11 protein-coding genes are annotated in these 14,489 nt (G+C 43.9%); 5 read left to right on the forward strand and 6 right to left on the reverse strand.

The features are described 5' to 3' along the window. The first annotated feature begins 205 nt into the window (after positions 1–205). On the forward strand, positions 206–1,309 hold the full coding sequence (locus I2I33_RS14025) for an MFS transporter (protein WP_087420646.1): 1,104 nt from the start codon (positions 206–208) through the stop codon (positions 1,307–1,309). Between the two features lie 71 nt (positions 1,310–1,380). On the opposite strand, the gene I2I33_RS14030 is transcribed toward I2I33_RS14025, so the two are convergent. Both I2I33_RS14030 and I2I33_RS14035 read right to left on the reverse strand, forming a co-directional pair. Further along, positions 1,381–1,953 carry an adenylate kinase gene (locus tag I2I33_RS14030; protein ID WP_087420324.1) on the reverse strand — a complete coding sequence of 191 codons (573 nt, stop codon included), beginning with the start codon at positions 1,951–1,953 and terminating at the stop codon, positions 1,381–1,383. 215 nt (positions 1,954–2,168) lie between these two features. Beyond that, positions 2,169–2,516, reverse strand: coding sequence for a hypothetical protein (locus I2I33_RS14035; RefSeq protein WP_140402560.1), 348 nt, complete (start codon positions 2,514–2,516; stop codon positions 2,169–2,171). A gap of 227 nt (positions 2,517–2,743) precedes the next feature. On the opposite strand from I2I33_RS14035, the gene I2I33_RS14040 reads away from it, so the two are divergent. Continuing rightward, entirely contained in the window at positions 2,744–5,098 is a 2,355-nt protein-coding gene (locus tag I2I33_RS14040; protein WP_087420647.1) for a transglycosylase domain-containing protein, read from the forward strand. Positions 5,099–5,104: 6 nt separating this feature from the next. After that, positions 5,105–5,371: a hypothetical protein gene (locus I2I33_RS14045; RefSeq protein ID WP_087420326.1), complete on the forward strand. Its 267-nt coding sequence runs from the start codon at positions 5,105–5,107 to the stop codon at positions 5,369–5,371. 5 nt (positions 5,372–5,376) lie between these two features. Here the strand turns inward: I2I33_RS14045 and I2I33_RS14050 are convergent, their stop codons facing one another. From I2I33_RS14050 to I2I33_RS14065, 4 genes are all read right to left on the reverse strand, one after another. After that, positions 5,377–6,510, reverse strand: a complete 1,134-nt coding sequence (locus tag I2I33_RS14050; protein ID WP_087420648.1) for a cation:proton antiporter — start codon at positions 6,508–6,510, stop codon at positions 5,377–5,379. A 102-nt stretch (positions 6,511–6,612) separates the two neighbouring features. Then, positions 6,613–8,544: a hypothetical protein gene (locus I2I33_RS14055; RefSeq protein WP_229128305.1), complete on the reverse strand. Its 1,932-nt coding sequence runs from the start codon at positions 8,542–8,544 to the stop codon at positions 6,613–6,615. Between the two features lie 5 nt (positions 8,545–8,549). Beyond that, entirely contained in the window at positions 8,550–9,539 is a 990-nt protein-coding gene (locus I2I33_RS14060; protein ID WP_229128306.1) for an FAD:protein FMN transferase, read from the reverse strand. Positions 9,540–9,547: 8 nt separating this feature from the next. Then, entirely contained in the window at positions 9,548–11,737 is a 2,190-nt protein-coding gene (locus I2I33_RS14065) for a patatin-like phospholipase family protein (protein WP_087420328.1), read from the reverse strand. A gap of 183 nt (positions 11,738–11,920) precedes the next feature. Between I2I33_RS14065 and I2I33_RS14070 the strand changes: the two genes are divergently transcribed. Continuing rightward, positions 11,921–13,072: a sigma-54-dependent transcriptional regulator gene (locus I2I33_RS14070; RefSeq protein WP_087420329.1), complete on the forward strand. Its 1,152-nt coding sequence runs from the start codon at positions 11,921–11,923 to the stop codon at positions 13,070–13,072. Between the two features lie 147 nt (positions 13,073–13,219). After that, positions 13,220–14,419, forward strand: coding sequence for a [FeFe] hydrogenase H-cluster maturation GTPase HydF (gene hydF, locus I2I33_RS14075; protein ID WP_087420330.1), 1,200 nt, complete (start codon positions 13,220–13,222; stop codon positions 14,417–14,419). Positions 14,420–14,489 lie beyond the last annotated feature (70 nt).

The raw sequence follows: 14,489 nt of genomic DNA on the forward strand, positions 1-14,489 counted from the left end.
TTTTAAATTTGGAAACAAAAATAACGCTTTTTGATGAAAACTGAAACAAAAAGGAGCTTTTTGATTTTAGATTCTAATCACTTCGTTTATTCTTAATTTTAAATTACTTTTGTCTTTCGAATAGAAAAACAGAAATCACGTGTCGTTTAAAAAAAATATAATAGCACTTTACTTGATCAAGGTTTCCAAATGGTTTACCCTAGTGATGCCTATCATCGTGCTGTTTTACAAGGAATGTGGCCTGGATCTGGCAGATATATTTATTCTGAAGAGCGTCTATTCCATCGCCATGGTGTCCTTGGAAATACCAACAGGCTACCTAGCCGACGTATGGGGACGAAGGAATTGCTTGATTGCTGGTTGCATATTCTGTTTCTTGGGATTCACCAACTATTCAATTTCCGACACTTTCACGGCATTTTTCCTCTCGGAAATTTTGCTCGGATTCGGACAGAGCCTAGTGTCCGGTGCCGACTCTGCCCTACTTTATGATACGATGCTATATTATAAAAAGGAAGACGCCTATTTAAAATACGAGGGACGGGTTACCATGGTAGGGAATTTCTCGGAAGCATTCGCCGGGATTTTCAGCGGGCTGCTAGCAGTTTATTCCCTCCGATTCCCTTTCTACGTGCAGAGCGGTATCGCTTTTATCGGAATTCCGGCTGCCATTGCCCTGACCGAACACGCGGCCAAAACCAGAATTAAGAATTCGTTTGCCAATATCATGAAAATCATACAATACTCCCTTTTCACGAACAAGGAACTGTGCTATAACATCATGTTTTCCGGCGTGATCGGTGCCGCCACGCTAACCATGGCCTGGTTCGTTCAACCCCTGTTGATAGAACTGGATACCCCCACTTCTTGGTTCGGGATCATCTGGACAATACTGAATCTCACCGTCGGCATTTCTGCTCTCTATTCCGATAAACTGGATCAACGCCTGGGAAGTCTGCGAATGTACGCTTTTATACTATTCTTTATCGTGGGTGGATATATCGCGGTAGCCTTCAACATATCTTACGTTGGTTTGATATGCCTGTTCTTTTTCTACATTGTGAGAGGATTCGCCACTCCTATATTAAAAGGGTATATAAACCAAATTACTTTCTCCGAAATGCGGGCAACCGTACTTTCTATCCGTAACTTCGTTATCCGGCTTATGTTTGCGGCCATGGCCCCGTTAGTGGGCTGGCTGCATGACCTGTATTCCCTCTCTATCGCATTACAAGCAACAGCCGTCATCATTTTTGTTCCCGGACTACTATTCCTAATTTTACAATGGCGCTACTCGAAGAAAGTTTAAAAAAGTTTAGAGTTTAAAATAAAAAGGATGTTCTCGCAAACATCCTTTCAATCTCTTCTTCTTGATCCGTTTTACCGTACCTCTTCGAGAATCTTTGTTATGGACTCGAACACGTCGTCTACCGAACCATGACCATTCACAGAAAAATGCTTTTTCTGAATCTTATAGTGATCGGCAACAGGTAACGTCTTTGCCCGGTACTCGCGGAAACGATTTTCAATCACTTCCTCGTTATCATCGGCACGTCCCTCGATTTTAGCACGTTCCAGCATCCGGCGCATTAACTCGTCGTGAGGCACATCGATACTCACCAATGCACTTAACGGGTGTCCCGTCTTAGCCAGCATCTCATCAAGAATTTCAGCTTGTCTCACCGTTCTGGGAAACCCGTCAAACAGGAAACCATCCACGTTCTTGTGATGTTCAATGCTGTTTTCGATTAACGCAACCACAAACTCGTCAGATAATAACTCGCCTTTATTAATAATCCCGGCAGCCATTTTACCAAAATCCGAACCTTCGGCAATCTCTTTACGAATCATCTCCCCTGTTGACAGATGCGCTAGATTGTATTTTTCAACGATCTTTTTCGCCTGAGTACCTTTTCCGGCTCCTGGAGGGCCAAACAATGCAATATTCAGCATGACAATAACTTTATTTTATTCCTTTTGATGTATTAATTGTTTCATTTTTATGAACTCAGCCACAAAGGTATACTTTAATCCAAACTTTAAAATAGAAAAGTCAGAATATTTTCTAATTTTATGTTTGGAATAACATCATTTTTGCATTATTGTGAATTCCAGTATTTTAGAAACTTCATGCTAAAGTTATTCATGTTAATTTGCTTCCCCCATAATTACTCTTTCACCTTTTCAAGCACGTCCAGATCTGTGTAATAGGTACGATGTTGCGATTTCTTACCCGTTGCATTCATTCTGGCCAAAACATACTTAATATTTCCATGGTTATCAACCTCATAGTCTTCTACAAATCCGTATTTACATTCCTCGTCCATGTATCTTCGACCATTCTCGTCCGGGATAGCCCGCCGAAAAGCGGGAGTTGTAATTTTCACCTTCTCATTCACCTCAAATTGCTTGTTCTCGTCAATATACTGCTCTTTCAGTTGCTTTTCCTGCTCCCGATATTTGGCTATAATTTCTTCCAGCTCTCTTATAGAAGCTACATACTCTTCTTTTGTCATGGTTTTATTCATTTATCGAAATAATTTACTTACTCTTTTTACATTATGAATGTAATTATCACCTTGCAGTTACAAATATATAAAATAAATTAAATATACCATCCAATTCGTTCTAAATTCGACAATATTGGATATAAACAAACGAAAGTAGTTATAAGACCTTATCTCTATTCTTGAAAATTACATTGCAATTTCGTACATTCGCAGGCATTTCCGGAATCAATAATATGAACAAGAAAAAGACCACAACACGAAAAAAAGCCACGAAGAAAAAACAAAGTATCTTTGCCCGTGTTTTCAAGACAATACTATTGAGTGCCTTACTAGGCGCCGTTCTCGTTGGGTTATTCGTATGTTGCGTGTACTACGGGATGTGGGGGAAAATTCCGGATTACCGGGACCTAAGGGAAATTCGTAACAACGAGGCATCTTCCCTGTATAGTGAAGATGGAGAGTTACTCGGAAAATATTACGTGGAAAACCGTACAAACGTCATGTTCGGCAGTATATCCCGCAATGCCATAAACGCCTTGATCGCCACTGAAGACGTGCGCTTTTACGAACATCACGGGTTCGATAAAGTCAGTATGCTAAGGGTATTGTTCAAGACATTACTATTAGGCGATAAGAGTTCGGGCGGGGGAAGTACGATCAGCCAGCAATTGGCCAAAAATCTCTATCCTCGCCAGTATAGCAGCCGTTTCATGATTCCGGTGATCAAGATCAAAGAGATCATCACGGCACATCGTCTTGAAAAACTATACACGAAAGACGAAATTCTCACCCTATATTTAAACACAGTATCTTTTGGCGAAGGCACGTTCGGTATTGAAAGTGCCGCCCAAAAGTATTTTTCCACGACGGCAACACGTCTCTCCGTTCCGGAGGCAGCCACACTGATCGGACTTTTGAAGGGACCTTCTTACTACAATCCCCGGGTACATCCCGATCGCACGTTACAACGACGTAACACGGTGATTGCCCAAATGGTTAAGTACGATTATCTGACCGAAGAAGAAGGAGAAGAATTGAAAAAAGAAAAGTTACGACTCCGTTTCAAACCGTTAAACCACTATTCCGGCCTAGCTCCCTACTTACGTGAACAAATCCGCCAAGATGCAGTCAAGCTCATTGCCGAATTCAACGAGGCAAACAGCACCAATTACGATTTATACAAAGACGGGCTGAAACTCGTCACCACAATCGATGCGGAGATGCAACGTTACGCGGAAAAAGCCATGCAACAACACATGAAGTCGTTGCAACACGCTTTCTACACGCATCTGGGAAAACAAGAACCATGGGACAAAGAGAAGAATCTCCTTGATAATGCCATTCGGGAAAGCGAGGTATATAAAAATCTAAAACGCCAAGGACTTGCCGAGAAAGCCATCCTCGCCGCCATGAATGAGAAAAAGCCCATGACTATTTATAGTGCATACCAGGGAGAAACCGAAATGCAAATGTCTTCCATTGATTCCATTAAACACTATCTAAAGATTCTTCAACCCGGTATGATAGCAGTAGAACCCCAATCCGGAAAAATAAAAGTATGGATCGGGGGACTTGATTTCAAGTATTTCCAATATGACCAAGTGCTGGCCCCCCGCCAGGTCGGTTCCGTGTTCAAGCCGGTCGTTTACAGTGCTGCCATTGAACATGGAGCCCGTGTCGATGCCTATTATAATAATGAACAAAAAAGTTATCCGGAATACGACAACTGGACGCCCCGAAATTCAAACAATCAATACGGTGGTTATTACACGCTGAAAGGAGCCCTAAGTCAATCCATCAACACGATTGCCGTCCAAGTTCTCCTACAAACAGGAATCGACGCCACGATAGAACACGCTCATCGGCTAGGAATACAAAGTGACCTGCCCGCAGTTCCCTCCATTGCCCTAGGAGCTGCCAATATTCCTCTTCGGGAAATGATTCTCCCCTACTTGTGCTATGCAAACAATGGCGTATCGACAACACCCTATTATCTGCTTTCTATAAAAGACCGAGACGGACGTATTCTTTACGAGGCTGAACCACCACGCAGAGAACGGGTGATTCCGGCAGAACAGGCTCATACCATGTCCTCCATGCTTTCCGCCGTTATTCAAGAAGGAACAGGGAAAAGACTGATCAACAACTACGGGTTGAACATCCCCCTAGCCGGAAAAACCGGGACAACCCAAAATCAAGCCGATGGCTGGTTTATTGGTTATAATCCTCGTATCGTCGTGGGCGTAAGAGTCGGGGCCAATAATTCTCGTGTACATTTCAACTCTACCGCACTTGGACAAGGTGCCAACATGGCACTTCCAATCTTCGGGTTGTTCATGCAAGAATGTCTGCAAAGTAACACTTACGCCTATTGGTCCGGTCTGTCCTTCCCGGTTCCACCCTCGGATACACAAAAAGAACTAGCAGTCCCCACGTTCAAGGATAATATAAGTCTGTTGGAAAGATTGACCAACCAAAAACTGGAAAAAGTAAAGAAACAAGATACAGAAAAAGATACCGATACTCCCAAGAAAAAAGGTTTCTTCCGGAAAATCGGGGACCTATTCAAGAAGAAAGATAAAAAATAATTCACCATGAAAACAATAAACAAGACATCCCTGCTCCTTGCCCTTATCATACTGGCTATCGCTTTCAGTATTATATCAATGATTGCTGCCCCGGCTGAAATACGTTACTCCTGGCACGGGCTGAACCCGTGGAATACCGTCCAAGCTGTTCCACTCATGTTCAAACGATTCCTTAAAATGGACGATTGGATTATCTATTCTCTATCCGTGTTAATCATCGCTTACCTCTGGTGGAGAATCTATGCACTCGTAAATAAATTCAGAAGATCATAAACCCTTTATTCTTTCACCCCGTACACACTCTGGGATATACGTTTCACAGCGACCACGAAGAAACCCGTTAAAACGAGATTAAATACTAAACTTAAAATGGAGATAATCAACGCAGGACCTCCTAACTGGTACCCCATGGCTATCACGATAATTCCTGCACCTACTTCCCCCCTCGTGAACATACCGATCGAAAGGGCCAAACGCTCTTGAATCTTCCGGTCACGATAGAAGAATAGCGGGAACATCTTCCCAAGATTCGAAAGAATCGTTACCACAATTACATGGAAAATCAGCATCCCCCATCCGGGCATCCCGTCTCCCCCGGTCTCCAAACCGATAAAGATAGGCGTACTCAACCCAACCAAAAACATAAACAGGTACGAGATAAAACTAGAGGCTCTTTCTTCCTCTCTCGAATGATTATGCACGGTTTTCATCACCATTCCCAGCACAAATGCCGGTAACAGTACCTCAATATGAATTGCCCCATCCTGTCCCATAAAAGCTTTCGAGATCAGGTACACGCTCTCGAATGTCGCCACGATACACACGGAATAAAGCAGAATAGCTCTCCAAGATTGTGGCAGGTTCAGCGAACTCAACCGTTTCCATCCGAAAATCAAAAGGATACAAACCACCAGAATAATAACAAACAATTGCCACTTGAAACCGATCATCAATATTTGCAACGGGATCATCAATAAAATAGTGTCCAAGTCATCAAATATAGCCAGCACCTGCGTTTTCTTGTAGATCCACTCCTTTTTCAGCCCGGCAGCAGCAAGCATCGTAAAAAGAATTCCCGCTGAAGTGGGAGCCGCAAACCGGCTGATCAGCAAATTATTCTCCCACGACAATCCCGTATCCAGAAAAAAGATATAATAACAAGCTATCAAGAGCCAAGGTACGGCAGCCGTCGCCATAGCAATAAAATAATCCGTCGTGTACGAACGCCATTTTGCCTTATCCAGTTCGAATTCCCTCCCTACATTAATCATGATAAAAGCAAGACAAATAAACATCAGCCATTTACTTATCGATGCCAACGTTCCATACACACTTCCTAACGCCGAAGGAAGTATTTGAGAAAAAAATAAGCCACAAAGTAAGAAAATAGAAAATAAAAAAACTTTCTTCATCCCCATCAAAATTAATTTGCCACAAAGATAGGGATTTTCAAGCAATTTTCGATCGCTATTTAAAACGAATCTAGTTAAAAAATGTATATCAAAAGCTTTGATCTACTCGTATTTAATCGCATCAGGTTTATAAACACGGTAATCATAAAATCCACTTTTCCGACGACTCGACACGTTCACCTCTATACTATGAATATCGGGTGGTCCTTTGGGATAAAAAGCAAAACGAATACTTACATTCTTGAGAATCAAGTTATCATTTCGTAGATTCAGACTAAAACCGATTCCCCAGTACGATTGACTATTCAACAAATTCTTCTCATCCCGGGCCAACACTCCCCAATCCACAAACCCAGTAACCGATGCCCGAAATCCTCTTTTAATGTAAGGTAGGAACAACGTTGCGGACATGGAGGCGGAAAGTCGTTGTGTCCCCCGAGTGGTATCGGAATCAAATCCCCGGATGTTAGCATCCTCGAAATAAATATTATCATCCGGATTCCTCTTGATTCCTAACACGTAATCCACGTTACTATAAAAACGTAACCGGTGCCGGGACAGATCGTACAAACGACTGATATACTGACTACCGACCTTAAACACGCCACTCTCGGCCGTGTAACCATTTAGAAAAGTGCCAAAAGCCGCATACCAAGCATAGTACCTCTCCGTGTATTTATTAAACCAGGAATAATGCCATTCTGTTCCCAAGTACCCGTACTCCGTGAAATCACTCTTCTCATACCCGAAAAGCAACGTCCCCGATAATCCCGAGGGAATATCCTCTGTTCGCCCGAAATCATAGATCAAGTTCGCCTTGAAATACTTGATTTTGGTAAACGTCAAAGCTCCCATGATCCGGTCACGGTCGTAATAGAAATGATTGGAATCACTCGACACTTCCGGACGATCGACAAAACTAGTACCCGTGTAACGTCCCGTCAGGTAAAATATTCGGTTATAACTATACTTCTCCGGCAAATAAAAAGAAGTTCCTCCCCAGAAGTCCCACAACCGGTAATTAAACAATTCCACGGGCTTGTTGATGTCCCGGTCAACCAATGTTTTCGAGGAATATACCCGACTGTATGCGGCACCTCCGGCCCATTTCGTCTTGTACGTCAAGAACTCTTTATCCAGTTCCACCCGTAAAATATCCTGGTTATAGGAATTCTCGTACATCCCGTAGAAGTCCATGTGAGACCCTAGAAGATTACTAGCCTTATACTCGATCAAGTTTCCCCATTTTTTATCTTTACTTCCCCGAAAACTAGCTTGATAATGTAAACTATGCCCCAGTTTAAACAAATTTTTTGTTTCCAGTCCCAAGTCAACCGCATTCAAAAAGTTACTCCACACCTCCCCCGTCCATGAAAATTCATCCTTACAAATAATCATCAGATCAACTTGAGTCGTGTCACTCTGTACCTCTTGTATGCCAATCAGCGCATCGTCCACGTTCGACATTGCTTTCAGTAACTGTTCATTCTGTACCAACTCGAAAGGGTCGACTGTCATCCCCGGCCTCACGGTCAACTGTTTTTTTATCACCCTTTCGGCCGATTTCTGGTGAACGGAATTTGCCACGCTTAAAAGCCATTGTAAACTGTCCTGTAAGGGCGTCGTGTCGTTAACACTCGTTCCGAAAGGAGGTAAAACCTTCACGTGAATATCACGGATCGTCTTTCCCCGATAGGGCTTGTAACGATCCTCGCTATTTTCCGTTTGAACAATATCAATGTTGATTTTTCGGGGATTCACGAAGATCATCTTGTACAACTCTTTCGTCCATTTCCGCCGATAAGCGACCTCCTTGATCCTGGAAAACTCATACTGGAGTGTATCCCGAATTAAACTATCCGGTAAGAAAACCACGTCATTTTGTTTCAGTGTATCAGGTAGCTTTATAAATTCATACTCGTTATTCCCACGCACGTCGAATGATAAAGGCCTTGCATTTGCTTGACTTTCCACGAGTAATACCCATGCCAGCATCCATATCATACAACGAATAATCACACGCTTCTTTTCCAATAAAATTACTCCTCTAACACTAACGTTTTCAATCGATCAGACATCCAAACCTCACGTTCTCCCTGTTTATTTTGATAAATAAAACAAGCCTCGATATGAGGATTATCTAACACTATTTTTTTAGATTCTTCAGTTCCTAACACCATAAACGCTGTCGCGTAAGCATCAGCCTCCATACAAGTCGGAGCGTACACGGAAGCACCTAGTATATCTTGTTGGACAGGATAACCGGTCCTAGGGTTTATTGTGTGAGAATATTTTTTTCCATCCACCACGTAAAAACGACGATAATTCCCGGAAGTCGCCAGCGCCCCTTCCCGCAAAGCCAACACAAGCTGCAACTCCCTGTTTGCTGCCGTCGCATCGTCAATCGGCTTGTCTACACCGATATGCCAAGGGCGCTGTTTATTACTTTCCCCTTTCACGCGGATTTCACCACCAATCTCTATCATGTAATTTTGTACTCCTTTCCGGTCAAAAAACTCGGCCACGAGATCCACTCCTAACCCTTTGGCAATGGAACTGGCATCCATCTGTACCCCCTCAACCAGTTTCACCAACCGCTCCCCTCCCAACTGCACCTTATCCATTCCCACGTATTGCAACAGAGAATCGATCTTCTCGTCCGAAGGCAACTTCTCGTTTTTAAAACCGAATCCCCAAGCGTTCACCAACGGGGCCACTGTCACGTCAAAGGCACCACCCGTCACCTCGTTCACCTCTCTAGCCTTCTCGTACATCACAGCGAAAAGCGAATCTACCTGTTCACTCTCACCCCGGTTCCACCGGGCAATCACCGAATTCTTGTTAAACATTGACAAGGACCGATTTACACGCTCCATCTCCTGCCGGATCTCCACCGCGTAATCTATTTCACTTTGGTAGGACACGTGATAAACTGTACCGTACACGCTACCTTCCGAGAACCGGTACACATTACGCTGACACCCCATCACCAACACCAGCCCGCAAATAATAATCCCCAACTTTTTCATACACGTTTCTAAAAATAATATCCCAAGTTAAAATAAAAGCCCAATTTCTTTGACCAATCCGAGAGACTGAACATGAAATCAATTGGTCCCACGATACTATCGTAAGAATATCCGACACCCCCGCCCCAAATATCATCACCTCCGAATATATCAAAGAAATTAGCCTCCTGTTTCGCGTAATTCCCGGCTAGAGAAATATAATGATTACGACCGATATTATACCTCACCTTGACTTTTGCCACCACAACCGAATTATCGAATATCTCCAGATGCTGAATTCCCAAGAAAGGCAATTGTTGATCGACATACCTCCCGGCAACATCCCCTCCCATGCAATTCAAATAGGGATAGGGAACATCATGCCCCACCAGCACTCGCCCGTAAATAGACGGGATAAACTTCACCCGCCGGGTGATGGACAGCACGGACTCGAAATCCAGCCCGATAGCAGAGAACGGAGCCCCGTCATTATAGGTGATCAAATTATCCGTGTACAAAGAATAATCCACTTTCAACGACATTCCTCGTGTCGGGTAATAACGTTTATCAAAGGTTTCCAGGTGCGCCAGCCCGTAATAACTAAAGAACCCTTCCGGTTTCACCGAAATATTATGATCTTTGTCCGAGAATAGGAACGACTCGTAATTGTAATACTCGTAACGAACCCCCAGTTGCAATTTAAAGTTACGGAAATAAATATCAGAACCTCCCAGGTTTACCCGATGAACCCCGTAATCCACGTTATCCGTTTTCTTTCCCTTGGTATAAATATCCAAGTTATTGTATTTGAACATATACTCCAATTCAAAACGCCGCAGGAAAGTATTGCCCAACGAATAGTTCAACTTCACGTAAGGATTCATGCTTAAACGTCCGGTCAGGGAAAGCCGCGAACCTCTCAAATCCTTGTGAGTAAGCGTGGTATTCAATAAAATAGCCGCCATTTCCTCTGAATCAAACCGGAAACCCAGATTCAAAGAACTCATCGGCTTTTGTTTTAGTATCAATTCCAAATCGTACACCGGGCCACCACTAAGCTTGTAACTCACGCTCGAAAATGCCCCAATCCCGTACAACTCGGCAATTGCCTCGTGCAGATCGCTCAACGTAATCCGGCTATAATCCTTTATCCGTATCTTTTTCCGTAACCACTTCTCATCCCGTTCATCAATTCCTGACAGATGCACGTGTTCCACCATGATCGTGTCATTCTCAATAATTATATCTTCAGATACTTTTCTCGGTTGAAAACTTTCTGTGAGTCCCAGCTCTTTTTTCAATTGCATCAATTCATCCCATTGACTCCGGGCCACGTCCTCACCCCGCATGATCAGCGTGTCAATAGCGCTTGACGAAAAACTGGCGGCCGAATAAGGTGTAACATCCGGCTTGATATAGATGTTTACCATCTTTTTATTTTCCTCGTACTTCTGGATACCTAAAAAAGAGGTCATCTGGTCAAGAATCCCCATCACGGATTCCAGCCCGGATGCATCTTTCAGTTCCGCCTGCACGTCTACCCCGATAATTATATCGGCTCCCATCGCTTTAGCTATATCTACCGGGAAATTATTCGAAATACCCCCGTCCACCAGTACCATACCATTTTTCCGCACGGGAGCGAAAGCACCCGGAATCGCCATACTCGCACGCATGGCCAGCGGTAACACGCCGCGGTCCTGAACAACCTCCTTACCATCCACCAAATTACTCGCCACGCAAGCAAAAGGAATCGGCAATTTATTAAAATCCAACGAATCATGGTAACCGATTGTCAGATCCGAGAACAGGTTGTAAATATTCTGCCCGCTAATAAACCCCGATGGAATCTTGATCTCCCGATTATTCTTTATCGGCACGGAAACCAGATACTTTTCCGTTTCCTCCTTCTCCGAGAAAGGGAGATTATAACGATATACTTTATCACTTAACAGAAACATCCAGTTCTGTTTCCTCACCAAACTATCCATCGTGCGCGCATCGTACCCGATCGCGTACAACGCCCCGACGAGAGACCCCATACTCGTCCCTGCAATATAATCAATCGGAATCCCAGCTTCCTCCAACACCTTCAACACTCCGATATGTGCCACGCCTTTCGCACCCCCACCACTCAGCACCAACCCGACCTTTTTCCGTTGACCTTGAACATCTAATATAATAAATAAAACAAGAAGAAACACCAAAATTCGTTTCATACATTTCAGAATTTAAATTTAAGAGGTTAGATCAAAAAAGATACCATTCTTCTCGCTCTAAACTTCCCAAAAATACAAATTTCTCGGAACATTAGCAACTCAACTTCCCAAGTTCGCACAACATCTGACATTTCTTTTTCCAAATTATTTGGCTAAATTTGCGGTGAGACTAAAAAATGTAGTATGACGAAAATATTAGTGATTGATGATGAGAGAAGTATCCGTAATTCGATGAAGGATATTCTACAATACGAGGGACACGAAGTCGTGCTGGCTGAAAACGGAATGGAAGGCCTCGTTTCCGTGAAATCTGAAAAACCCGACATTGTATTCTGCGATATAAAGATGCCGAAAATGGAAGGTATCGAAGTACTGGAACGCATCAAAGAGTTCTCCGCGGACACCCCGGTAATTATGATTTCCGGTCACGGAACCATAGACACAGCCATAGAGGCCATCCGGAAAGGGGCTTATGATTTCATCGAAAAACCGTTGGATTTGAATCGTATACTGATCACGATAAAGAACGCCACGGACAAACATTTATTAATTCACGAGACAAAGACCCTGAAAAACAAGGTCAGCAAGAAATACGACATGATCGGGAATTCCGAGGCCTTAAACCATATACGAGCCATGATCGACAAGGTGGCCGTTTCCGATGCCCGGATACTGGTCACCGGCCCTAACGGTTCCGGGAAAGAACTCGTTGCCCACCAGTTGCACGAGCTAAGCCACCGCAAGGACAATGCCTTTGTCGAGGTAAACTGTGCCGCCATCCCCTCGGAGCTCATCGAGAGCGAGTTATTCGGGCATGAGAAAGGTTCTTTCACCTCGGCCATCAAGCAAAAGAAAGGGAAATTCGAACTCGCCAACGGGGGAACGCTCTTCCTCGACGAGATCGGCGACATGAGCCTCAACGCCCAAGCCAAAGTGCTGAGAGCTTTGCAGGAACAAAAGATAACTCGTGTCGGTGGGGATGCCGATATTAATGTAGACGTGCGAGTCATTGCCGCCACGAACAAGAATTTGAAAGAAGAAATCAAGAAGGGAAATTTCCGGGAAGACCTCTATCACCGGTTAAGCGTGATTATTATTGACGTACCTCCTTTGTGCCAGCGTCTGGAAGACATTGATGCTTTGGCCAATCACTTCTTGACAGAAGTATGCACGGAAATGGGCATCGCCCCCAAAACGCTTTCTCCCGATGCCATCGCCGCACTGAAGGAGTGCGAATGGACGGGTAATATCCGTGAATTACGTAACGTCGTGGAACGATTAGTCATTCTTTGTGGCAACACCATTACCCGGGAAGACGTGAGGATGTACAGATAATGGGAAAGATAAAAACTAAAAATGGAAAGATAAAAGAAAAAAGATAAAAACTAAAAGTTGAAAAACCTGTAACTTGTAACTTGCTAACCTGTAACTCGCCGAAGGCGAATCCCGGCAGGAATATAAAATTTAAAATTAGCTCGTTTTATGGGAAAAGATAATAAACTACATATTATATTATTGGGCCGGAGAAACAGCGGGAAAAGCTCGCTGATAAATGCCCTGACAGGTCAGAATATTGCTATCGTTTCGGATGTGGCCGGAACCACTACCGACCTCGTGAAAAGAAGTTATGAAATCCCGGACTTTGCATCCGTTATCTTTATCGATACGGCAGGTATCGACGACACGGGAACTTTGGGTGAAATGCGGGTGGAAAAAACCCGGAATGCTATATCTCAAGCTGATATGGCCCTACTCGTGATCACGGATAACCGTTTTGAAGAACACGAACAACAACTTGCCGAACAGTTAAAGAAACTGGAAACCCCGTTTCTAGTAATCCACAACAAACGGGACGAAGTCGCCTTAACTCCCAATTTAAAGGAAAAATTAACGGCTACCTACAACTGTCCCGTAATCGACTTCTCCACCCGGGAAGATAACACGACTCCGATCCTAGATGCACTGAAAAGTGTATGGAAAAAGGACAATGCCCCGAAATCTTTAATCGGTGATTTACTTACCCCCGGGGACATCGTGTTGCTGATCACCCCGATTGATTCCGAAGCCCCCGCCGGGCGACTCATCCTGCCGCAAGTACAGATGATCCGGGATATTCTCGACAACCGTTGCGTCTCCATCGTCTTGCAACCGGAAGAAGTCACTTCCTTTCTGGAAAAAACGGGTATCCGCCCCCGTCTTGCGATAGCCGATAGTCAAGTATTCAAAAAAGTGGCTGCCATCATCTCCCCGGAGATTCCCCTCACGAGTTTTAGCATCGTTCTTGCCCGCCACAAGGGAAACTTCAAGGCTTATCTCGCCGGGACACCCCGGATCGAAGAACTGAAAGAAGGAGATCGCATATTGATGCTGGAGTCCTGCTCACATCACGTTTCCTGTGAGGACATCGGCCGTCACAAAATTCCCCGTTGGTTACAGGAACACACTGGGAAAAACTTCCAGTTCGATTTCATCGTCGGTCTAGATGCGATCACTCGCCCCATCACCGACTATGCCATGGTTATCCAGTGCGGTGGTTGCATGATCACCGGGAAACAATTGCAAAACAGGCTCCAACCTGCCATCGACGCAGGAATACCTGTTAGTAATTATGGAATGACGATTGCTTACCTACATGGAATATTCGAAAGGGCAACGAAAGAACTTACTGATTTTAAATTTTAGATTTTAAATTTAAAATTGAGCTACCTCCTTTGGCTCCCCTTACACAAGTGAAGAGGAGTTAAAGGAGGTA

Origin of the sequence: Butyricimonas sp. BSD2780061689_150309_C8, assembly GCF_015560935.1 — a bacterium.
In the GTDB taxonomy this organism is placed as follows: Bacteria; Bacteroidota; Bacteroidia; order Bacteroidales; family Marinifilaceae; genus Butyricimonas; species Butyricimonas paravirosa.